Annotated in this window: 23 protein-coding genes; 20 read left to right on the top strand and 3 right to left on the bottom strand. The window is 62.5% G+C overall.

Annotated elements, in window-relative coordinates:
• The first annotated feature begins 43 nt into the window (after positions 1 to 43).
• The 6 genes from LAD35_RS17460 (at position 44) to LAD35_RS17435 (ending at position 6,396) form a co-directional block, all read left to right on the top strand.
• A complete protein-coding gene (locus LAD35_RS17460) occupies positions 44 to 1,519 on the top strand; it encodes a glutamate synthase subunit beta (protein WP_224150227.1) in 1,476 nt (491 codons plus the stop codon).
• Positions 1,520 to 2,049: 530 nt separating this feature from the next.
• Positions 2,050 to 2,316 (top strand): metal/formaldehyde-sensitive transcriptional repressor, encoded by a 267-nt coding sequence (locus LAD35_RS17455; RefSeq protein ID WP_224150226.1) that lies wholly within the window; start codon positions 2,050 to 2,052, stop codon positions 2,314 to 2,316.
• A 189-nt stretch (positions 2,317 to 2,505) separates the two neighbouring features.
• Positions 2,506 to 3,621, top strand: coding sequence for an S-(hydroxymethyl)glutathione dehydrogenase/class III alcohol dehydrogenase (locus LAD35_RS17450; RefSeq protein WP_224150225.1), 1,116 nt, complete (start codon positions 2,506 to 2,508; stop codon positions 3,619 to 3,621).
• Between the two features lie 84 nt (positions 3,622 to 3,705).
• The gene (locus LAD35_RS17445; protein ID WP_224150224.1) at positions 3,706 to 5,004 is read left to right on the top strand and encodes a DEAD/DEAH box helicase; all 1,299 of its coding nucleotides are present in this window, start codon (positions 3,706 to 3,708) and stop codon (positions 5,002 to 5,004) included.
• Positions 5,005 to 5,020: 16 nt separating this feature from the next.
• Positions 5,021 to 5,893 carry an S-formylglutathione hydrolase gene (fghA, locus tag LAD35_RS17440; protein ID WP_224150223.1) on the top strand — a complete coding sequence of 291 codons (873 nt, stop codon included), beginning with the start codon at positions 5,021 to 5,023 and terminating at the stop codon, positions 5,891 to 5,893.
• 212 nt (positions 5,894 to 6,105) lie between these two features.
• Complete coding sequence (locus LAD35_RS17435; protein WP_224150222.1) at positions 6,106 to 6,396, top strand: hypothetical protein; 291 nt, start codon at positions 6,106 to 6,108, stop codon at positions 6,394 to 6,396.
• Between the two features lie 75 nt (positions 6,397 to 6,471).
• Here the strand turns inward: LAD35_RS17435 and LAD35_RS17430 are convergent, their stop codons facing one another.
• The 3 genes from LAD35_RS17430 to LAD35_RS17420 form a co-directional block, all read right to left on the bottom strand.
• Positions 6,472 to 7,104, bottom strand: coding sequence for a LysE family translocator (locus LAD35_RS17430; RefSeq protein ID WP_224150221.1), 633 nt, complete (start codon positions 7,102 to 7,104; stop codon positions 6,472 to 6,474).
• A 54-nt stretch (positions 7,105 to 7,158) separates the two neighbouring features.
• Positions 7,159 to 7,458, bottom strand: a complete 300-nt coding sequence (locus LAD35_RS17425; RefSeq protein WP_224150220.1) for a putative quinol monooxygenase — start codon at positions 7,456 to 7,458, stop codon at positions 7,159 to 7,161.
• 96 nt (positions 7,459 to 7,554) lie between these two features.
• Positions 7,555 to 7,992, bottom strand: a complete 438-nt coding sequence (locus LAD35_RS17420; protein WP_224150219.1) for a DUF3293 domain-containing protein — start codon at positions 7,990 to 7,992, stop codon at positions 7,555 to 7,557.
• Positions 7,993 to 8,251: 259 nt separating this feature from the next.
• Between LAD35_RS17420 and LAD35_RS17415 the strand changes: the two genes are divergently transcribed.
• The 14 genes from LAD35_RS17415 (at position 8,252) to hisD (ending at position 19,239) form a co-directional block, all read left to right on the top strand.
• The gene (locus LAD35_RS17415) at positions 8,252 to 9,070 is read left to right on the top strand and encodes an amino acid ABC transporter substrate-binding protein (RefSeq protein WP_224150218.1); all 819 of its coding nucleotides are present in this window, start codon (positions 8,252 to 8,254) and stop codon (positions 9,068 to 9,070) included.
• A 224-nt stretch (positions 9,071 to 9,294) separates the two neighbouring features.
• Positions 9,295 to 9,948: an amino acid ABC transporter permease gene (locus LAD35_RS17410; protein ID WP_224150217.1), complete on the top strand. Its 654-nt coding sequence runs from the start codon at positions 9,295 to 9,297 to the stop codon at positions 9,946 to 9,948.
• Complete coding sequence (locus tag LAD35_RS17405; RefSeq protein WP_317986715.1) at positions 9,929 to 10,720, top strand: amino acid ABC transporter ATP-binding protein; 792 nt, start codon at positions 9,929 to 9,931, stop codon at positions 10,718 to 10,720. Before LAD35_RS17410 ends, LAD35_RS17405 begins: the two co-directional genes overlap by 20 nt.
• A 354-nt stretch (positions 10,721 to 11,074) precedes the next feature.
• Positions 11,075 to 11,899, top strand: a complete 825-nt coding sequence (locus tag LAD35_RS17400) for an ABC transporter ATP-binding protein (protein WP_224150216.1) — start codon at positions 11,075 to 11,077, stop codon at positions 11,897 to 11,899.
• Entirely contained in the window at positions 11,899 to 12,681 is a 783-nt protein-coding gene (gene mlaE / locus LAD35_RS17395) for a lipid asymmetry maintenance ABC transporter permease subunit MlaE (protein ID WP_224150215.1), read from the top strand. The genes LAD35_RS17400 and mlaE overlap by 1 nt, the downstream gene beginning before the upstream one ends.
• Positions 12,682 to 12,719: 38 nt before the next feature.
• On the top strand, positions 12,720 to 13,199 hold the full coding sequence (gene mlaD, locus LAD35_RS17390) for an outer membrane lipid asymmetry maintenance protein MlaD (RefSeq protein ID WP_224150214.1): 480 nt from the start codon (positions 12,720 to 12,722) through the stop codon (positions 13,197 to 13,199).
• A gap of 25 nt (positions 13,200 to 13,224) precedes the next feature.
• Positions 13,225 to 14,007, top strand: coding sequence for an MlaA family lipoprotein (locus LAD35_RS17385; RefSeq protein WP_377780217.1), 783 nt, complete (start codon positions 13,225 to 13,227; stop codon positions 14,005 to 14,007).
• A gap of 108 nt (positions 14,008 to 14,115) precedes the next feature.
• The gene (locus LAD35_RS17380; protein WP_377780216.1) at positions 14,116 to 14,763 is read left to right on the top strand and encodes an MlaC/ttg2D family ABC transporter substrate-binding protein; all 648 of its coding nucleotides are present in this window, start codon (positions 14,116 to 14,118) and stop codon (positions 14,761 to 14,763) included.
• A gap of 3 nt (positions 14,764 to 14,766) precedes the next feature.
• Entirely contained in the window at positions 14,767 to 15,045 is a 279-nt protein-coding gene (locus LAD35_RS17375) for an STAS domain-containing protein (protein WP_224150213.1), read from the top strand.
• A gap of 90 nt (positions 15,046 to 15,135) precedes the next feature.
• Positions 15,136 to 16,086 carry an ABC transporter ATP-binding protein gene (locus LAD35_RS17370; protein ID WP_224150212.1) on the top strand — a complete coding sequence of 317 codons (951 nt, stop codon included), beginning with the start codon at positions 15,136 to 15,138 and terminating at the stop codon, positions 16,084 to 16,086.
• Entirely contained in the window at positions 16,083 to 16,838 is a 756-nt protein-coding gene (locus tag LAD35_RS17365) for an ABC transporter permease (RefSeq protein ID WP_224150211.1), read from the top strand. Before LAD35_RS17370 ends, LAD35_RS17365 begins: the two co-directional genes overlap by 4 nt.
• Position 16,839: 1 nt before the next feature.
• Positions 16,840 to 17,082 (top strand): BolA family protein, encoded by a 243-nt coding sequence (locus LAD35_RS17360; RefSeq protein ID WP_224150210.1) that lies wholly within the window; start codon positions 16,840 to 16,842, stop codon positions 17,080 to 17,082.
• 99 nt (positions 17,083 to 17,181) lie between these two features.
• On the top strand, positions 17,182 to 17,826 hold the full coding sequence (gene hisG, locus LAD35_RS17355; RefSeq protein ID WP_184707169.1) for an ATP phosphoribosyltransferase: 645 nt from the start codon (positions 17,182 to 17,184) through the stop codon (positions 17,824 to 17,826).
• 93 nt (positions 17,827 to 17,919) lie between these two features.
• On the top strand, positions 17,920 to 19,239 hold the full coding sequence (gene hisD, locus LAD35_RS17350; RefSeq protein WP_224150209.1) for a histidinol dehydrogenase: 1,320 nt from the start codon (positions 17,920 to 17,922) through the stop codon (positions 19,237 to 19,239).
• Positions 19,240 to 19,321: the final 82 nt, after the last annotated feature.

Below are 19,321 nucleotides of genomic sequence, written 5' to 3'. Positions count from 1 at the left end.
CTGCCCACATGGCGCAGGCGGTAGCCAAGCAAGAGATCCGATCATGGGAAAAGTCACTGGCTTTATGGAATTTGTGCGCATCGACGAGGGCTATGCGCCCGTTGAAGAGCGCGTCAAGCATTACAAGGAATTCGTTGTCGGCCTGAACTCGCAGCAGGCCAAGCAGCAAGGCGCCCGTTGCATGGACTGCGGCACCCCGTTCTGCAACAACGGCTGCCCGGTCAACAACATCATTCCGGATTTCAACGATCTGGTGTACCGCGCGGATTGGGCAGCAGCCTTCCACGTGCTCGACTCGACCAACAACTTCCCCGAGTTCACGGGCCGCATCTGCCCTGCGCCGTGCGAAGCCGCCTGCGTGCTCAACATCAACAACGACCCGGTGGGCATCAAGTCCATCGAGCACGCCATCATCGACCGTGCCTGGGAAGAAGGCTGGGTGCTGCCCCGCCCGGCCAGCGCCAAGACCGGCAAGAAGGTGGCCGTGATTGGCTCCGGCCCGGCCGGCATGGCGGCGGCGCAACAGCTGGCTCGCGTGGGCCACGATGTGACCCTGTTCGAAAAGAACGACCGCATCGGCGGCCTGCTGCGTTACGGCATTCCTGACTTCAAGCTCGACAAGAGCCATATCGACCGCCGCGCCAAGCAGCTGGAGGCCGAAGGCGTCACCATCCGCACCGGTGTGCTGGTGGCGGGCAAGGACGGCCTGGGCAAGGACAGCAAGGTCACCAACTGGGCCAAGGAAACCGTCTCGCCCGAGCAGCTCAAGGCCGAGTTCGACGCCGTGCTGCTGACCGGCGGCTCCGAGCAGTCGCGCGATCTGCCCGTGACGGGCCGCGATCTGGACGGCATCCACTTTGCGATGGAGTTTTTGCCCCAGCAGAACAAGATCAATGCGGGCGACAAGCTCAAGGGCCAGCTGCGAGCCGATGGCAAGCACGTTATCGTGATCGGTGGCGGCGACACCGGCAGCGACTGCGTGGGCACCAGCAACCGCCACGGCGCCAAGAGCGTCACCCAGTTCGAGGTGATGCCCATGCCGCCCGAAGAGGAAAACAAGCCGCTGGTCTGGCCCTACTGGCCGATCAAGCTGCGCACCAGCTCCAGCCACGAAGAAGGGGCGGTGCGCGAGTTCGCCATCTCCACCAAGTCGTTCAACGGCGACAAGGGCAAGGTCAAGAGCCTGACCACCGTGCAGGTCGAGTTCAAGGACGGCAAGTTGACTGAAGTCAAGGGTACTGAAAAAGAATGGCCTGCTGACCTGGTGCTGCTGGCCATGGGCTTTGTGAATCCGGTCGCCAGCGTGCTCGACGCCTTTGGTGTGGACAAGGACGCACGCGGCAACGCCAAGGCAACGACCGATTTCACCGGAGGCTACGCCACCAATGTGAGCAAGGTGTTTGCCGCTGGCGACATGCGCCGGGGACAGTCGCTGGTGGTCTGGGCGATCCGCGAAGGCCGCCAGGCAGCGCGCGCGGTGGATGAGTTCCTGATGGGAGAAAGCGACCTGCCACGTTGACAGGGCGGGGAGGCCTTCCCGGTCGCCCTTTTGGGGTTTCGTGAAAAGGCAACCTGACCGGTTGCCTTGCGCGAAGGCCGCCAGGCAGCGCGCGCGGTGGATGAGTTCTTGATGGGAGAAAGCGACCTGCCACGTTGACAGGGCGGGGAGGCCTTCCCGGTCGCCCTTTGGGGTTTCGTGAAAAGGCAACCTGACCGGTTGCCTTGCGCGAAGGCCGCCAGGCAGCGCGCGCGGTGGATGAGTTCCTGATGGGAGAAAGCGACCTGCCACGTTGATAGGGTGGGGTGGCCTTCCCGGTCGCCCTTTGGGGTCTCGTGAAAAGGCAACCTGACCGTTTGCCTTGTTGATCCACAGCTGTAAAACCAAGCCGCATACCGGAAGGTGTGCGGCTTTTTTGTTGGCAACTGGTAAGCGGTGAGACTGGTTGGTAGTGTACTCCCCCTGAGTAACGGTGAATTTTGTGCGTTTTGCGTTTACTGGCTGTGCGCTGATCTTTTATACTATCTACCAGTATATGTAAAATCTGCACCATGCCTCATTCTGCCGAAGACAAACGCCGTGCCATCACGCGCCTGAACCGCATTCGTGGACAGGCCGATGCGCTGGCGCGCGCGGTGGAGGCAGGCACCGACTGCGCGCCCATCCTGCAGCAGCTGGCTGCGATGCGCGGAGCCGTGCACGGGCTGATGGCCGATCTGCTCGATAGCCATCTGCGCGAGACCATGGCCAGGCAACCGGCGCCGTCGCAGGCCGATATCGAGGAGATGCTGGCGCTGCTGCGCTCGTACCTGAAATGAATATCCCCCCTGTGGCGCTGTGCGCCTTCCCGCTACCCTTGCGTGGCGATGCCATGCAGGCAGGGGAACGACAGCCTCGGTGTGGGGCGGCGCGGCCGGCGTAGGCCCTTCCTCGCTGTCTCGCAACTTGGGCATCGTCCGTGTCATGAATATCTGTCATAAATCGTTTGACCTACAAGGAGTCCACCCATGAAATCCCGCGCCGCTGTTGCCTTCAAAGCCGGAGAGCCCCTGCAGATCGTCGAGATCGACGTCGCGCCGCCCCAGGCGGGTGAGGTGCTGGTCAAGATCACCCATACTGGCGTGTGCCACACCGATGCCTTCACGCTGAGTGGCGATGATCCCGAAGGCATCTTCCCCGCCGTGCTGGGCCATGAAGGCGCAGGCATTGTGGTGGAAGTGGGCGAGGGCGTGACCAGCGTCAAGCCTGGTGACCATGTGATTCCGCTCTACACCGCCGAATGCGGTGAATGCCTGTTCTGCAAGAGCGGCAAGACCAATTTGTGCACCGCCGTGCGCGCTACCCAGGGCAAGGGCGTGATGCCCGACGGCACCACGCGCTTCTCGTACAACGGCGAGCCCATCTACCACTACATGGGCTGCTCCACGTTCAGCGAGTACACGGTGGTGGCTGCCGTGTCGCTGGCCAAGATCAACCCCGATGCCAACCCCGAGCAGGTCTGCCTGCTGGGCTGCGGCGTAACCACAGGCCTGGGCGCTGTCAAGAACACCGCCAAGGTGCAGGAAGGCGATACCGTGGCCGTGTTTGGCCTGGGTGGCATTGGCCTTGCGGTGATCCAGGGCGCCAAGCTGGCCAAGGCCGGTCGCATCATTGCCGTCGATACCAACCCCGGCAAGTTCGAGCTGGCCCGCACCTTTGGCGCCACCGATTGCGTCAACCCCAAGGACCATGACAAGCCAATCCAGCAGGTGATCGTCGAGATGACCGGCTGGGGCGTGGACCACAGCTTTGAATGCATTGGCAACGTCCACGTCATGCGGGCCGCGCTCGAATGCGCGCACCGTGGCTGGGGCCAGAGCATCATCATCGGCGTGGCAGGCAGCGGGCAGGAGATTTCGACCCGCCCGTTCCAGCTGGTGACCGGCCGCAAGTGGATGGGCACGGCTTTTGGCGGTGTCAAGGGCCGCTCGCAACTGCCTGGCATGGTGGAAGACGCGATGGCGGGCAAGATCCAGCTGGCACCGTTTGTCACCCACACCATGGGCCTGGCGCAGATCAACGAGGCGTTCGACCTGATGCATGAAGGCAAGTCGATCCGCTCGGTCGTCAATTACGTCGAATAAAACCTCGCCGCACGCAATCGGCCCGCAGGCCCGACAATGGCGGGCTGAATGCTTTATTGCGGCAGCCGCCGCGCCCTTGTCTCCATGTCCTTCTCCACACTTGGCCTTGCGCCATCGCTCGCCCATGCCGCCCAATCGCAGGGGCTGATTGCGCCCACGGCCATCCAGCAGCAAGCCATCCCCGCCATTCTGGACGGGGGTGACCTGCTGGCCTGCGCGCCCACAGGCTCGGGCAAGACCGCCGCCTATGTGCTGCCGCTGTTGCAGGCCTGGATGCTGAGCGACGCGTGCGACAGGCCCGGGGCGCGCGAAACCCAGGCACTGGTTCTGGTGCCCACGCGCGAGCTGGCCACGCAGGTGGCCGAACTGGTCTATTTTGTGGGCGAGGCACTGGGCCGCCGCCCCAAGGTGGCAGTACTCACGGGCGGTGTATCCATCAATCCGCAACTGCTGGCCCTGCGCGGGGGCGTGGACATGGTGATTGCCACCCCCGGGCGTCTGCTGGATGTGGTGGATCACAGCAAACTGCGGCTGGACACCATTCGCACCCTGGTGCTGGACGAGGCCGATCGCCTGATGGACCTGGGCTTTGCTGACGAGTTGAACCGTGTGCTGGCCCTGGTGCCTGCCAAGGCGCAGCGCCAGACCCTGCTGCTGTCGGCCACGTTTGCCCCAGCCGTACAGGCCCTGGTGCCCCAGCTGCTGCGCGACGGCCATGCGCGTGTCGAGATCGCATCCACCCACCTGGAAGACGCCACCATTGAGCAGCGCGCGCTGTACGTGGATGCCGCCAAGCGCACGCCGGTGCTGCGCGATCTGATCGAGCAGTACAAGGGCCAGCGCATGCTGGTGTTCGTGGCCAGCCGCTACAGCGCGGAGCACGTGGCCAACAAACTGTACGACCGGGGCATCAACGCCACGGCCTTCCATGGCGAGCTGAGCCAGGGGGCACGCCAGCAGGTGCTGCAGGAGTTTCGCAGCAGCCAGTGGCAGGTGCTGATCACCACCGATCTGGCGGCGCGCGGCATCCATGTCAATGCGCTGCCGCTGGTCGTCAACTACGACCTGCCGCGCTCGCCGACCGATTACACACACCGCATCGGCCGTACTGGCCGTGCAGGGCTGAGCGGCCTGGCCATCAGCCTGGTCACGCCCGCAAGCCTGGCGCACTGGAAGCTGATTGCCAAACGCAATGCGCTTGCTGTGGAGCTGGAGCAGTTGCCCGCCTATCCGGTGACTGAGCCCGAGCCCACGCCCCAGCCGCAGGAAGACGGAAACAACGGCGGCATCAAGGGCAAGCGCATGAGCAAGAAAGACAAACTGCGCGCGGCAGCACAACAGGCAGGCATGCCTGCGGCCCGCCCTGGCAAGACGACGCAGTGAATTGAAAAGGATTTCCATGGTTGACGCCGCCTCTACCCTCAAGCTCACTGCTGCCCACGCCTCTTTTGGAGGTGCGCAACGCTTCTACGAGCATTTCTCCAGCGAAACGGGCTTGGCGATGAAGTTCTCCGTCTATCTGCCGCCCAAGGCAATCGAGGGTGAAAAGGTGCCTGTGCTGCTGTACCTGGCAGGGCTCACCTGCACCGAAGAGACCTTCATGATCAAGGCTGCCGCGCAGCGCCTGGCGGCCGAGCTGAATGTGGCTCTGCTGACGTGTGACACCAGCCCACGCGGGGCGGGCCTGCAGGGCGAATCGGAGAGCTGGGATTTTGGCGTGGGGGCCGGTTTCTACCTCGATGCCACGGCCAAGCCCTGGGCGCTGCACTGGCGCATGGAAAGCTACATCCTCCATGACCTGCTGCCGCTGGTGGACGCCAGGCTGCCCGTCGATCTGCAGCGCCTGGGCATTTTTGGTCACAGCATGGGCGGCCATGGCGCGCTGACTCTGGCGCTGCGCCACCCCGGGGTGTTCAAATCGGTATCGGCCTTTGCACCCATTGCCAACCCCATTCACTGCCCTTGGGGTCAGAAAGCCTTTTCTGGCTACCTGGGCGACAACAAGGCAGTGTGGGCGCAGCATGACGCCACCGAGCTGATGGCCGCGCAGTTGCAGGCGCCATACCCGGCAGGCATCCTGATCGACCAGGGGCTGGCCGACAAGTTTCTGCTCGAAAAGCAGCTCCTGCCCGAAGCCTTCGAGGCTGCCTGCGCCAAGGCGGGCCAGCCGCTCACGCTGCGCCGCCATGCGGGCTACGACCACGGCTACTACTTCATCCAGACCTTCATCGAAGACCATGTGCGCCACCACGCGGAGCAATTGCGCGGCTGACCTGCACAGGCGTCACCATCGGGCGGAGCAGTTTGCAGTTTTGCTGCGCTGGCACAAGGACGGCGTTGTCTGACGTGGCGATTGATAGGACGGCTCTATAAATAATGGCAGGATAGCTTCAGAGGTGGCGGCTTGGGCCGCTACAGCGATCCATTCGACCCATTCGACCCACTCGAACCTCGTGACCCATTGGAATCTTTGAAAGGAATGCCATGCCGACTGCCTATGAACCGCACCAGATTCTCGACAAGCAGGAGCTGTCGCTTTTCCAGTTGAGCCAGGCCGAGCAACAGGTTGGTGCATTGCCGGTCAAGGAGCGCCGCCGTCTGCTGCAAAAAGCGCGCAACCTGCGCGACCGCGCGCGTACCAAATATGTCAAGCAGGTGGCCCACACCCGCATGCTGACAGGCAGCAAGCGGGGCTACGGTGGAGCGGCCAACGAGCGCTCGCGCGCCAAGGCAGCGCTGCTGACGCAGGCCGTGCAGTCGCTGCAGCAACTGTAAATACCCACAAGGGCAACAGCGCAGGCGCAGCGCCTGTTGCCTGCAGCACGCCGAGGCCGACCGGCTGCTGCCGGGCTACTTGCGCGCCTCGGTCAGCATGCGCAGGGCAAGGCCTGCCAGCACGGTGCCCATCAACCAGCGCTGAATCTGTATCCAGCTGGGGCGCTGCGCCAGAAACACGGCGATGGAGCCTGCCAGCATTGCAATGGCGGCATTCACGCTGACGCTGATCACAATCTGGGTGAAACCCAACACCATCGACTGCGAAAAGACGCTGCCATTCACGGGGCTGATGAACTGGGGCAGCAGCGACAGGTACATCACAGCGATCTTGGGATTGAGCAGGTTGGTGAGAAAGCCCATGGCAAACAGTTTTCGCGGGCTGTCCTGCGGCAGTTGCCGCACTTCGAACGGCGAGCGTCCCCCGGGTTTGACGGCTTGCCACGCCAGATACAGCAAATACAGAGCACCACCAATGCGCAGCGCATCATAGGCAAATGGGATGGCCATCACGATGGCGGTGATGCCCAGAGCCGCGCACACCATGTAGAACACGAAGCCCAGTGCCACACCGCCCAGGGAGATCAGGCCTGCGGTGCGCCCCTGGCAGATGGAGCGCGAGATCAGGTAGACCATGTTGGGCCCTGGTGTCAGCACCATGCCCAGTGAGATGAGGCCAAAGGCCAGCCAGTTGTTGAAGTCAGGCATCGTCAATACTTTCCCGCAAGGGTGGAGGGCAAGCCGCACATTGCAAGCCGCGCATCAGGTGCTGCGCGGCGATCCCACATCATAGGCGCGCAGGTTTCTGTCACCAATCTCCAGCGCAGGCCATGCGGCGCGCCAGGCCTGGATGTGGCTGGATGCGAAATGTGCATCCAGCGCGGCCTGGTCACTCCACAACTCCTTCACATGGATCAAGCCCGGCTCCAGCACATCTTCGCCATAGCTGTACTCCAGGCACCCGGCTTCGGCACGCGAGGCCTGCACCATCGCCTGCATCGCAGGTCTGGCGCGCTCCAGGTTGGCGGCAGGCAGGCGGACGGTACCAACAATCAACAGCATGTGATTTCCTTTCATGGAGGCGAGTCAAGCAGGCAAGGGGCGGGGGGCACTATCGAGAACCGCGTTCACGCCCTTCAGCCGGGCCGATTCTGGCGGTCAGCGCAACCAGCCCGGCACCTGGGTTTCCAGCAACTGGGGTACGGTATCGGCTGCGGTCCACAGCACCGCCAGCTGTTCCCATTCGGCGGCCCAGCGCTGGGCGTCCTCGCGGCCCATGCCGATGACGAGAAAGCCCGGCTCGGCGGGCCAGCCGTTGGCAGGGTGCTGGGCCACAGTGGGCAGTGCCGCGTAGCCGGCGGCGCCCAGGGCGCGGCCCAGTTGGGCATGGCGCTCGATGTTTTCGTCCTTGTCCAGCAATTCGCCCATCGGGTTGAAGGCGGTGATCAGGCACGCGCAATCGGTCTGGTGCTGCAGGTAGATGGCCGCGAGCGCAGGCTGGGCCTGGCCTACCTGCAAGCCAAAGGGCGCCTGGTGCAGTACGTGGTACTGGGTTTCTTCAAAGGCCTTGCGCAGTGCGGGCGAGAGGGTGGTCATAGTTTGATAGCTGCCAGCGCTTGCAGGGTAAGCGATGGCGGCATATTCCATTGAAAATCACGGCAGGGGCCAGCCTGTGCCAGCCAGGGTCGCCATCGTAGCGGCTTGCCGACGTCCGACTAGCCCGGCAGAGTTTTCCATAAAGGCGACACGAAATTCGTGTGATCGGAGACAATACCCGCTTCGCCCGCACTTGGTATCTTGTCCCGAACAAGCCAGGTGCTCTTATTTTGTCTTTCTCTTTGCGTTGTTGGACACCATGAAAAAACGTTCCTTCGTTGCCACCCTGGCGCTGTCTGCCCTGCTTGCCGCTTGCAGCAAGAATGAAGCTCCCAAGCCTGCGGCAGAAACGCCGGCACCAGCGCCTGCACCGGTCGCTGCTGTGGCTTCCAAGCTGGTGGTGGGCCTGGACGACAACTTCCCGCCCATGGGTTTCCGTGACGAGAAGAACGAAATCGTGGGTTTTGACATCGACATGGCCCGCGAAGCGGCCAAGCGCGCAGGCATCGAAGTGGAATTCAAGCCCATCGACTGGAACGCCAAGGAAGCCGAGTTGCTGGGCAAGCGCGTGGATGCGCTGTGGAACGGCCTGACGATTCTGGAAGAGCGCAAGGAAAAGATCCTGTTCACCGATCCGTACATGGTCAACAAGCAGATCATCATCGTGAAGGCTGGCTCGCCCATCAAGACCAAGGCCGACATGGCCGGCAAGGTGGTGGGCGCCCAGGAAGGCTCCAGCGCCGTGACGGCGATGGAAAAGGACAAGGATCTGTCGTCCAAGTTCAAGGAAACCAAGCTGTTTGGCGACAACATTGCTGCGCTGATGGACGTGGAAGCCGGTCGCCTGGATGTGGTGGTGGTGGACGAGGTGGTAGGACGCTACCTGGTCAACAAGAAGCCTGACAACTATGTGGTGCTGGCAGACGACTTTGGCACGGAAGACTACGGCGTGGGCTTCCGCAAGGACGACGAGGCCACCCGCAACAAGATCAACGACGTGCTGGGCGAGATGAAGAAGGACGGCAAGGCCGAAGAGATCGCCAAGAAGTGGTTTGGCGCGGACGTGATCAAGCACTGATAGCGGATTGCTGGGCGCACACCGCGCCCTGCTGGTGCAAGAAATCTGCAAAAAACATAGCTGGTAGCGCGCAGCCATATTGGTTCATTGGCACGAAAGCCATTGAAGTTCAATGTGGATGAGCGCCACCAGCTCTCTTTTTGATAGAAGTGTGTGGTGGCGAGATGCGCCGCACACCGTCAGGCATACGGCGCGCGAGGCAGGGCGCCACCTGAGGGCATGCGATGGATTATGTAATTTCACTTCTGGGGCCGCTGTCCAATGGCGCCCTGGTGACTCTCAAGCTGTTTGTCATCACCCTGGTGCTGTCGGTGCCGCTGGGCCTGGCATTGGCGCTGGCGCGCATCTCGCCCTTCAAATGGCTCTCGCGCCTGGTCGAGGGCTACATCTGGCTGATGCGCGGCACGCCCTTGATGCTGCAGTTGCTGTTCATCTACTTTGCGCTGCCGTTCGTGCCGGTGGTCGGCGTTCGCCTGCCCGATTTTCCTGCGGCCGTGGTGGCGTTTGCGCTCAACTACGCAGCCTACTTTGCCGAGATCTTCCGCGCCGGTATCCAGAGCGTGGACCGTGGTCAGTACGAAGGCGCCAAGGTGCTGGGCCTGTCGTATGGCCAGACCATGCGCCGCATCGTGCTGCCGCAGATGATCCGCACCATCCTGCCGCCAGTCAGCAACGAAACCATCACCCTGGTCAAGGACACCTCGCTGATCTACGTGCTGGCACTGAACGACCTGCTGCGCGCTGCGCGCGGCATCGTGCAGCGCGATTTCACCACCACGCCTTTCGTGGTGGCTGCGGCCTTCTATCTCATCATGACCCTGGTGCTGACCTGGGGCTTCAACCGTTTGGAGAAACGCTATGCCAAGTACGACGCTTGATTTCACCCAGGCAGGCGTCATGGTGCAGGCCCGTGGCATCCACAAGGCCTTCGGCGGTGCCGAAGTGCTCAAGGGCGTGTCGCTCGATATCCACAAGGGCGAGGTCGTGGCGGTGATCGGGCCGTCGGGCTCGGGCAAGAGCACATTCCTGCGCTGCCTGAACCACCTGGAGGTGATCGATTCCGGCTCCGTCGTGGTGGGCGGTGCCACCCTGGTGCAGAACAATGCCCAGGGCGTGGCGCAGTACGTGCCCGACGCCGAGCTGCGCCCCATTCTGCGCCGCATGGGCATGGTGTTTCAGTCGTTCAACCTGTTCCCGCACCTGACGGTGCTGGAGAACATCATCGAGGCGCCGATGATCGTCAAGGGCATGACGCGCGACCAGATCATGCCCAAGGCGCAGGCGCTGCTGTGCAAGGTGGGTCTGTCGGAAAAGGCCGATGCCTACCCCGCTCGCCTGTCGGGCGGCCAGAAGCAGCGCGTGGCCATTGCGCGCGCGCTGGCCATGGAGCCGGACATCATGCTGTTCGACGAGCCAACCTCCGCGCTGGACCCCGAACTGACCGGCGAAGTGCTGCGCACCATGCGCGAGTTGGCTGAAGAGCACATGACCATGCTGGTGGTCACGCACGAAATGGGCTTTGCCCGTGAAGTGGCCAATACCGTGGTGTTCATGGACCAGGGCGAGCTGATCGAAGCCAAGCAGGCGAGGGCCTTTTTTGAGGAATGCAGCCACCCGCGCATCCGGTCGTTCCTGGAAAACATGCTCTGAGTGAGTGAAAGAGAATGCTCCAGCGCGCAGAAAAGTGCTGCCGGAGTGGCCGATATTGACCTCAAGCGCCCGACAGATGGGCGCTTTTTGCTATTGAAAATGCAATTTTCATAGCAGTGCCGTAGGCCGATGGCGCAGGGCTGCCGCACTGCAGCAAATCGTGCAACTGCCGCGCCAATAGCCTGCGGCGGCAAGGGGCCTCCACTGGCAAAGTGGTGATGTGATGCTATAAATACATGCGTGAATGTTTGTTGCAAATGTTGCCGCCAGAGGGTTGCTGCGTTCACCAATTGACGACAATGAGGATGACGGCGATCACGTATGATGATCAAGCCGGTTCCATCCGGTTTTTCTATGCCATCTACCGCTTCCACACCACTCGCAGAGCTACGCAACGTCACCTTTGGATATGGCGACCGCACCATCCTGCGCGATGTGTCGCTGACGATTCCGCGCGGCAAGGTGACGGCACTGATGGGGGCGTCCGGCGGCGGAAAAACCACAATCCTGCGGCTGATTGGCGGTCAGGTGCGCGCCCAGGCTGGCGAAGTGCTGGTGGGCGGGCAGGATGTGGGTGCGATGAACCAGGCCCAGCTGTATGCAGCACGGCGCCGCATGGGCATGCTGTTCCAGTTTGGCGCGCTGTTCACCGACATGAGCGTGTTCGAGAACGTGGCGTTTCCGCTGCGCGAGCACACCGATCTGGCAGAACCGCTGATCCGCGACATCGTGCTGATGAAACTGCAGGCCGTGGGCCTGCGCGGCGCGCGCGATCTGATGCCCTCGCAGATATCGGGTGGCATGGCGCGACGCGTGGCGCTTGCGCGGGCGATTGCGCTTGATCCCGAATTCATCATGTATGACGAGCCCTTTGCCGGGCTGGACCCGATTTCGCTGGGCACCTCGGCGCAGCTGATCCGTGAACTCAACGATGCCATGGGGCTGACGACCATCATCGTCTCGCACGATGTCGAAGAAACATTCAAGCTGGCCGATCAGGTGATCATCCTGGGCCCGGGCGTGGTGGCCGCGCAAGGTTCGCCCGACGAGGTCCGGGCCAGCACCGATCCGCTGGTGCACCAGTTTGTGGGAGCGCTGCCACAGGGCCCGGTGCCTTTTCACGTTCCAGGGCCCAGCATGGAAGAAGACTTCGGGGCAGCCAGGAAAGGGGGCCGCTGATGCGTTGGTGGCATCCTTCAGATATTGGTTTTGCACTGCGCAGCAAGGCGGTGGGCGTGGGCGAGGCCACGCGGCTGCTGCTGCGTCTGGTGGTCGCGCTGGGCTATGTGCTCAGGCGCCCGGCGCTGCTGCGCGACCAGATTCACTTTCTGGGCAATTATTCGCTAGCCATCATCGGCGTCTCGGGCCTGTTCGTGGGCTTTGTGCTGGGCCTGCAGGGCTACTACATCCTGCAGCGCTACGGCTCGACCGAAGCCGTGGGCATGATGGTGGCACTGACCCTGCTGCGCGAACTCGGGCCCGTGGTGACCGCCTTGCTGTTTGCCGGGCGTGCCGGCACGGCACTCACGGCCGAAATCGGGCTGATGAAAGCCGGCGAGCAGCTGTCTGCCATGGAGATGATGGCGGTCGACCCGGTCGAGCGCATCCTGGCACCGCGTTTCTGGGCGGGCCTCATCACCATGCCTTTGCTGGCGGCCGTGTTCAGCGCAGTGGGCGTGATCGGCGGCTGGATCGTGGGCGTGCTGATGCTCAATATCGACGGCGGCGCCTTCTGGGGCCAGATGCAGAACGGTGTCGATGTGCTGACCGATCTGGGCAATGGCGTCATCAAGAGCTTCGTGTTCGGTGTGACGGTGACCTTTGTGGCGCTGCTGCAAGGCTACGTGGCCAAGCCCACGCCTGAGGGCGTGTCGCGCGCCACCACGCGCACGGTGGTGATGGCGTCGCTGGCAGTGCTGGCGCTGGATTTCCTGCTCACCGCAACCATGTTCAGCATTTGATGCTATAGAAAATAGAGTGACAAGAAACGGATTTGCATATGCAACCCTCTAAAACCGATTTTTGGGTCGGCCTGTTCGTGATGCTGGGAGCTGCCGCGCTGGTGTTTCTGGCGCTCAAGGCAGGCAATCTGCTGACCCTGGATTTCAGCAAAGGCTATGAGGTCACTGCCCGCTTCGATAACATTGGTGGCCTCAAGCCGCAGGCGGCGGTGCGCAGCGCTGGCGTCAAGGTGGGCAAGGTCAAGAACATCACGTTCAATGACAAGACTTTCCAGGCCGATGTGCACCTGGAGTTGAACAACGGCTATGCCTTTCCCAAGGACAGCTCGTTCAAGATCCTGACCAGCGGCCTGCTGGGCGACCAGTATGTGGGTGTCGAGCCGGGCTATGACGAGAAAGCCCTTGCTGCTGGTGACACCATCACCAACACCCAGTCGGCGGTGGTGCTGGAAAATCTGATTGGCCAGTTCCTGTATGGCAAGGCCTCGGAAGGCGCGAGCACCAAGCCACAAGAATGATTCTAGAAATAACAAGAGAACAACGATGACCAAGACGCAAACCCGATTTGGCGCGCGCCGCAGCTGGCTGATGGCTGGGGCGCTGGGTGCAAGTGCCCTGATGGCCGGCTGTGCCACCGGCCCCAATGCCGACCCCCGCGACCCGCTGGAGCCCTACAACCGTGCGGTGTTCAAGTTCAATGATGCGCTGGACAACGCGGTGCTGGAGCCTGTGGCCACCGGCTACAAGGACATCACGCCCAAGCCCGTGCGCACAGCTGTGACCAATTTCTTTTCCAACTTGGGCGATCTGTGGTCTGTCGTCAACAACGCCTTGCAGCTCAAGGGTGAGGGCACCTACAACAGCGTGGTGCGCTTTACCACCAACACGGTGTTTGGCCTCGGTGGCCTGATCGACATCGCCTCGGACATGGACATCGAGCGCCGCAAGCAGGATTTTGGCCTGACCATGGCGCATTACGGCATGCCTGCGGGCGCCTACATCGTCTGGCCGCTGCTCGGCCCTTCGTCGGTGCGTGATTCGGTGGGCTTTGTCGTGGACTGGCAAGGCGATCCCGTTGGCTACGTCAACGACATAGGCGCGCGCAACTCCATCTATGCGTTGCGCGTCGTCAACACCCGCGCCAACCTGCTGGGCACCACTTCGCTGGTGGAGGCTGCAGCACTCGACAAGTACAGCTTTACCCGCGATGCCTACCTGCAGTTGCGCCACCGTGCCGCAACGCCTGACGAGGTGGAGGACGAGACGCAGTGGATGAACGAATCCGCTGCCGAACCGACCCCGATGGGCAAGGTGTTCAAGAAGTAAGACATAAACATTTACACCAGACACACGCCGGATTGAACTTCTCCGCCGGCGTTCGTGTCAAAAATGCACTCGTCTGCACATGCAGAAGGCTGCTTGAAAGGAATGGACATGATGAATCGTCGCGCATGGGTGCAATACTCTGCCGCATGGGCTGCGGTGGCGTGCCTCGCAGGAGCGCCGCTGGCAGCGAGCGCGGCCGACATGGCACCCGACGCCATGATCAAGCAACTGTCTGAACAGGTGCTGAACACCCTGAAGACCGACCAGAGCATCCGCGCTGGCGATGTGAGCAAGATCACCTCCTACGTCGACAGCGTGGTGATGCCCAATGTGGATTTCCGCCGCATGATGGCTTCTGCCGTCGGCCCCAAGTGGCGCAATGCCACCGCAGCCCAGCAGCAGCAGTTGCAGGACGAGTTCAAGAAGCTGATGGTCAACACCTATGCGGGCGCCCTGCACCAGGTGAGCGACCAGACCATCAGCGTCAAGCCTGTGCGCATGCAAGAGGGCGACAAGGAAGTGGTGGTGCGCTCCGAAATCCTGGGCCGTGGCGACCCGATTCAGCTCGACTACCGACTGGAAAAGACACCGGGCCAGGGCATGGGCTGGAAAATCTACAACCTGAATGTGCTGGGTATCTGGATGGTCGAGACCTACCGCAACCAGTTCCAGCAGGAGTTGAACAAGCCCGGTGGCAGCATCCAGACACTGATCGACTCCATCGCAGCCCGCAACACGGCCAACGCGGGCAAGTAAGGCATGACTGCGCTTCGGCTGCCATCCACCCTCACCAACGCCCAGGCCACCGCCTGCCTGCAGCAATTGCAGGCGGGCCTGGCACGGTTGCCAGCAGGCAGCGCAGCGGTGGTGGATGCCAGCGCGCTGGCGGTCTTCGATTCTGCGGCGCTTGCCGTATTGCTGGAATGCCGGCGCACGGCGCTTGCCGCAGGCCAGACTTTTCAGGTGGCGGGCCTGCCGTCAGCCGCCGCTTCGCTGGCGCGCCTCTATGGCGTCGAGGGCATGCTGCAGGTGGCATAAGCCTGCGGCGGGCTGCGCGTAAAGCACCCCTGTTGCATCTTTCTCCCCAGTTCAGCAGTCCGCGCGCGCTGCGCCTACAATGGCTGGCTCATGTCCGCCATCGCCTTCCAATCCGTCTCCAAGGTCTACCAGACCGCCAAGGGTCCTTTCCAGGCATTGAATAACGTCAACCTCGATATCGAGGAAGGCGAATTCTTTGGCCTGCTCGGCCCCAATGGTGCTGGCAAGACGACCATGATCAGCATTCTGGCGGGCCTGGCCCGCGCCAGCGGCGGCTCCGTCAAGGTGCTCGGCAGCGACGTGCGGGAGGACTATGCCAATGCCCGCCGCAAGCTGGGTATCGTGCCGCAGGAGCTGGTGTTTGATCCCTTCTTCAACGTGCGCGAGTCGCTGCGCATCCAGTCCGGCTACTTCGGTGTCAAAAACAACGATGCCTGGATTGACGAGTTGCTGGAGAGCCTGGGCCTGGCCGACAAGGCCAATGCCAACATGCGCCAGCTCTCGGGCGGCATGAAGCGCCGTGTGCTGGTGGCTCAGGCGCTGGTGCACAAACCGCCCATCATCGTGCTCGACGAGCCCACGGCGGGTGTGGATGTGGAATTGCGCCAGACCCTGTGGCAGTTTGTCAGCAAGCTCAACAAGCAGGGCCACACGGTGCTGCTCACCACCCATTACCTGGAAGAGGCCGAAGCCCTGTGCAACCGCATCGCGATGCTGCGCTCGGGCCATATCGTTGCGCTCTCCACCATGGCCGAGCTGCTGCAGGGCGGCTCGTCCAATGTGCTGCAGTTCAAGACCGATGCGCTGCTGCCGGCCGATCTGGCGGCGCAGGCACGCATCACCGGCCGCATCGTGCAGCTGCCTGCTGCCAGCGCGGCCGATGTGGAGCGCATTCTGGCGCAGTTGCGCAGCGTGGGCGTGCCCGTGGAAGACCTGGAGATCCGCCGCGCGGACCTGGAGGATGTGTTCTTGCAAGTGATGTCCCGCGATGCCGCATCCCCCCACGCCACTGCCCAGCTGGGCCAGGGGGTGGCGCGATGAACGGCTGGCAAACCCTGTTCTACAAAGAGGTGCTGCGCTTCTGGAAGGTGAGCTTCCAGACCATCGCGGCGCCGGTGCTGACCGCCGTGCTGTACCTGCTGATCTTCGGCCACGTGCTGCAAGGCCGGGTGACGGTGTTCAATGACGTCAGCTACACCGCATTCCTGGTGCCCGGCCTCGTGATGATGAGCCTGCTGCAGAACGCATTTGCCAACAGCTCATCGAGCCTCGTGCAAAGCAAGATCATGGGCAGCCTGGTGTTCGTGCTGCTCACGCCGCTGTCGCACTGGGGCTGGTTCTTTGCCTTTGTGGGCGCGGCCGTGGTGCGCGGCCTGGCGGTGGGTGTGGGCGTGTACGTGGTGACCTTGTTCTTCGCACCACCGCATTTTGCGTCGCTGCCCTGGGCTCTGATGTTTGCCGTGCTGGGCGCTGCGCTCATGGGCACGCTGGGCCTGATTGCCGGGCTGTGGGCCGACAAGTTCGACCAGATGGCTGCGTTCCAGAACTTCGTCATCGTGCCGATGACCTTCCTCTCGGGCGTGTTCTATTCCATCCAGTCGCTGCCACCGTTCTGGCAGAAGGTCAGCCACCTCAACCCGTTCTTCTACATGATCGACGGCTTCCGCTATGGCTTTTTCGGCCAGAGCGATACCTCGCCGTGGCTGAGTCTGGGCATTGTGGGCGTGGCATGGCTGCTGGTGAGCGCACTGGCTGTGCATCTGCTGCGCACGGGCTACAAAATCAGAAACTGAAATGACTGCTGACGAACTCCAAAACATCATTGCCGCAGGCTTGGCCTGCGACCATATCGCGCTGGAAGGCGATGGCCGCCACTGGTTTGCCACCATCGTCTCGCCCGCGTTTGAAGGCAAGCGCCTGATCCAGCGCCACCAGCTGGTCTACGCTACGCTGGGCCAGAAAATGCACACCGACGAGGTGCATGCCCTGTCAATGAAGACCCTCACGCCCGCCGAGTGGGCGGCGCAATCGGTTTGATACTATTGTTTTGATAGCTGCTGGCGCGCATCCACTATGCGCTGATGGCTGGTTTCATTCAAAATCAGCAGCGAAAGTGCTTCCATGGACAAGAACACCATGATCACCCTGGCCCTCTCCAAGGGCCGCATCTTTGACGAAACGCTGCCCCTGCTGGCCGCCGCTGGCATTGAGGTGCTGGAAGACCCGGAAAAGTCGCGCAAGCTGATTTTTCCCACCACCCAGCCCGATGTGCAGGTGGTGCTGGTGCGCGCCACCGATGTGCCTACCTATGTGCAGTATGGCGGCGCCGATGCCGGTGTGACCGGCAAGGACACCTTGCTGGAGCATGGCGGCAGCGGCCTGTTCCAGCCGCTGGACCTGCAGATTGCCAAGTGCCGCGTGAGCGTGGCCGTGCGCAACGATTTTGACTACGAGCAGGCCGTCAAGCGTGGTGCCCGCCTGCGCGTGGCCACCAAGTACACCGAGATCGCGCGCGAGTTCTTTGCCAACAAGGGCGTACACGTCGACCTGATCAAGCTCTACGGCAGCATGGAGCTGGCGCCGCTCACGGGCCTGGCCGATGCCATCGTCGATCTGGTGAGCACCGGCAACACACTCAAGGCCAACAACCTCAAGGAGGTCGAGCACATCATTGATATCAGCTCGCACCTGGTGGTCAACCAGGCCGCGCTCAAGCTCAAGCAGCAGCGCCTGCGCCATATCATTGATGTGTTTGCGGCAGGCATTGCCAAAAACAACTGATCCCTCCCTCGGCCATCCGGTCGGTTGCCGTCTTCGCTGCATCTCGATGCGCCAGACATGGAAAATGATGGACTTCACACCCTGGTGATTACTATGGAATTCGTAGCTGCTCCCGCCCGACTGTCAACTGCCAGTGCCACTTTTGAGCATGAATTTGCGCAGCGCCTGCATTGGTCGGCCGATACGGATGCAGCCATCGAGCAGCGCGTGGCAGACATCCTGGCCGATGTGCAAAAGCGCGGTGATGCGGCTGTGCTGGAGTACACCGCTCGCTTCGACGGCCTGCAGGCTGAGGGCATGGCTGCGCTGGAGCTCAAACAGGACGAACTCAAGGCGGCCTTCGAGGGCCTGCCCTCCGAGCAGCGCGAGGCCCTGGAATCGGCCGCACGCCGCGTGCGCAGCTACCATGAGGCGCAGAAGAAGGCCAATGGCGAAAGCTGGAGCTACCGCGACGAAGACGGCACGCTGCTGGGCCAGAAGGTCACGCCGCTGGACCGCGTGGGCATCTACGTGCCGGGTGGCAAGGCGGCCTATCCCTCCAGCGTGCTGATGAACGCCATCCCTGCCCATGTGGCGGGCGTGCAGGACATCATCATGGTCGTGCCAACGCCCAAGGGCGAAAAGAATGCGCTGGTGCTGGCCGCTGCCTATGTGGCGGGTGTGCACCGGGCCTTCACCATCGGCGGTGCCCAGGCCGTAGCGGCCCTGGCCTACGGCACGGCCACCATTCCCAAGGTGGACAAGATCACTGGCCCCGGCAACGCCTACGTGGCCAGCGCCAAGAAGCGCGTGTTCGGCATCGTGGGCATCGACATGATTGCCGGCCCCTCCGAGATCCTGGTGCTGGCCGACGGAACGACGCCGCCCGAGTGGGTAGCGATGGACCTGTTCAGCCAGGCCGAGCATGACGAGTTGGCGCAGTCCATTCTGCTGTGTCCCGATGCCGCCTACATCGAGGCCGTGCAGCGCGAAATTGACCGTCTGCTGCCCGAGATGCCGCGCAAGGCCATCATCGCCAAGAGCCTGACCGACCGCGGCGCGCTGATCCTGACGCGCGATATGGAAGAGGCTTGCGCCATCTCCAACCGCATTGCCCCCGAGCACCTGGAAGTCTCCAGCAGCGACCCGCACCGTTGGGAGCCCTTGCTGCGCCATGCAGGCGCGATCTTCCTGGGCGCCTACACCAGCGAAAGCCTGGGCGACTACTGCGCTGGCCCCAACCACGTGCTGCCCACCAGCGGCACGGCGCGCTTTTCGTCACCACTGGGTGTATACGACTTTCAGAAGCGCTCCAGCCTCATCGAAGTGAGCGAAGCCGGTGCACAGATTTTGGGCAAAACAGCCGCCGTGCTCGCCTATGGCGAAGGCCTGCAGGGCCATGCCCGCGCGGCGGAAATGCGGCTGAGGCCTTGATGGAAATCCTCGACCCGAGCAGAGGCTGAGCGGGCGGCTTGCAGTGCTATAGCACTTGCCAATAACTGGTCGATAGCCGGTT

This window comes from Comamonas odontotermitis, from assembly GCF_020080045.1.
GTDB lineage: Bacteria > Pseudomonadota > Gammaproteobacteria > Burkholderiales > Burkholderiaceae_C > Comamonas > Comamonas odontotermitis.
Note: the sequence above shows the minus strand (reverse complement) of the source record. Positions and strands in the feature narration are given on the sequence as shown.

What these genes read in the sequence shown, in the direction of transcription:
- mlaE (WP_224150215.1), top strand. Translation starts at nt 11,899, where the DNA reads ATGCGTTGGTGGCATCCTTCAGATATTGGTTTTGCACTGCGCAGCAAG.
- LAD35_RS17410 (WP_224150217.1), top strand. Translation starts at nt 9,295, where the DNA reads ATGGATTATGTAATTTCACTTCTGGGGCCGCTGTCCAATGGCGCCCTG.
- LAD35_RS17420 (WP_224150219.1), bottom strand. Translation starts at nt 7,992, where the DNA reads ATGACCACCCTCTCGCCCGCACTGCGCAAGGCCTTTGAAGAAACCCAG.
- LAD35_RS17455 (WP_224150226.1), top strand. Translation starts at nt 2,050, where the DNA reads ATGCCTCATTCTGCCGAAGACAAACGCCGTGCCATCACGCGCCTGAAC.
- hisD (WP_224150209.1), top strand. Translation starts at nt 17,920, where the DNA reads ATGGAATTCGTAGCTGCTCCCGCCCGACTGTCAACTGCCAGTGCCACT.
- LAD35_RS17435 (WP_224150222.1), top strand. Translation starts at nt 6,106, where the DNA reads ATGCCGACTGCCTATGAACCGCACCAGATTCTCGACAAGCAGGAGCTG.
- fghA (WP_224150223.1), top strand. Translation starts at nt 5,021, where the DNA reads ATGGTTGACGCCGCCTCTACCCTCAAGCTCACTGCTGCCCACGCCTCT.
- LAD35_RS17415 (WP_224150218.1), top strand. Translation starts at nt 8,252, where the DNA reads ATGAAAAAACGTTCCTTCGTTGCCACCCTGGCGCTGTCTGCCCTGCTT.
- mlaD (WP_224150214.1), top strand. Translation starts at nt 12,720, where the DNA reads ATGCAACCCTCTAAAACCGATTTTTGGGTCGGCCTGTTCGTGATGCTG.
- LAD35_RS17460 (WP_224150227.1), top strand. Translation starts at nt 44, where the DNA reads ATGGGAAAAGTCACTGGCTTTATGGAATTTGTGCGCATCGACGAGGGC.
- LAD35_RS17430 (WP_224150221.1), bottom strand. Translation starts at nt 7,104, where the DNA reads ATGCCTGACTTCAACAACTGGCTGGCCTTTGGCCTCATCTCACTGGGC.
- LAD35_RS17445 (WP_224150224.1), top strand. Translation starts at nt 3,706, where the DNA reads ATGTCCTTCTCCACACTTGGCCTTGCGCCATCGCTCGCCCATGCCGCC.
- hisG (WP_184707169.1), top strand. Translation starts at nt 17,182, where the DNA reads ATGATCACCCTGGCCCTCTCCAAGGGCCGCATCTTTGACGAAACGCTG.
- LAD35_RS17405 (WP_317986715.1), top strand. Translation starts at nt 9,929, where the DNA reads ATGCCAAGTACGACGCTTGATTTCACCCAGGCAGGCGTCATGGTGCAG.
- LAD35_RS17365 (WP_224150211.1), top strand. Translation starts at nt 16,083, where the DNA reads ATGAACGGCTGGCAAACCCTGTTCTACAAAGAGGTGCTGCGCTTCTGG.
- LAD35_RS17370 (WP_224150212.1), top strand. Translation starts at nt 15,136, where the DNA reads ATGTCCGCCATCGCCTTCCAATCCGTCTCCAAGGTCTACCAGACCGCC.
- LAD35_RS17400 (WP_224150216.1), top strand. Translation starts at nt 11,075, where the DNA reads ATGCCATCTACCGCTTCCACACCACTCGCAGAGCTACGCAACGTCACC.
- LAD35_RS17360 (WP_224150210.1), top strand. Translation starts at nt 16,840, where the DNA reads ATGACTGCTGACGAACTCCAAAACATCATTGCCGCAGGCTTGGCCTGC.
- LAD35_RS17425 (WP_224150220.1), bottom strand. Translation starts at nt 7,458, where the DNA reads ATGCTGTTGATTGTTGGTACCGTCCGCCTGCCTGCCGCCAACCTGGAG.
- LAD35_RS17375 (WP_224150213.1), top strand. Translation starts at nt 14,767, where the DNA reads ATGACTGCGCTTCGGCTGCCATCCACCCTCACCAACGCCCAGGCCACC.
- LAD35_RS17380 (WP_377780216.1), top strand. Translation starts at nt 14,116, where the DNA reads ATGATGAATCGTCGCGCATGGGTGCAATACTCTGCCGCATGGGCTGCG.
- LAD35_RS17450 (WP_224150225.1), top strand. Translation starts at nt 2,506, where the DNA reads ATGAAATCCCGCGCCGCTGTTGCCTTCAAAGCCGGAGAGCCCCTGCAG.
- LAD35_RS17385 (WP_377780217.1), top strand. Translation starts at nt 13,225, where the DNA reads ATGACCAAGACGCAAACCCGATTTGGCGCGCGCCGCAGCTGGCTGATG.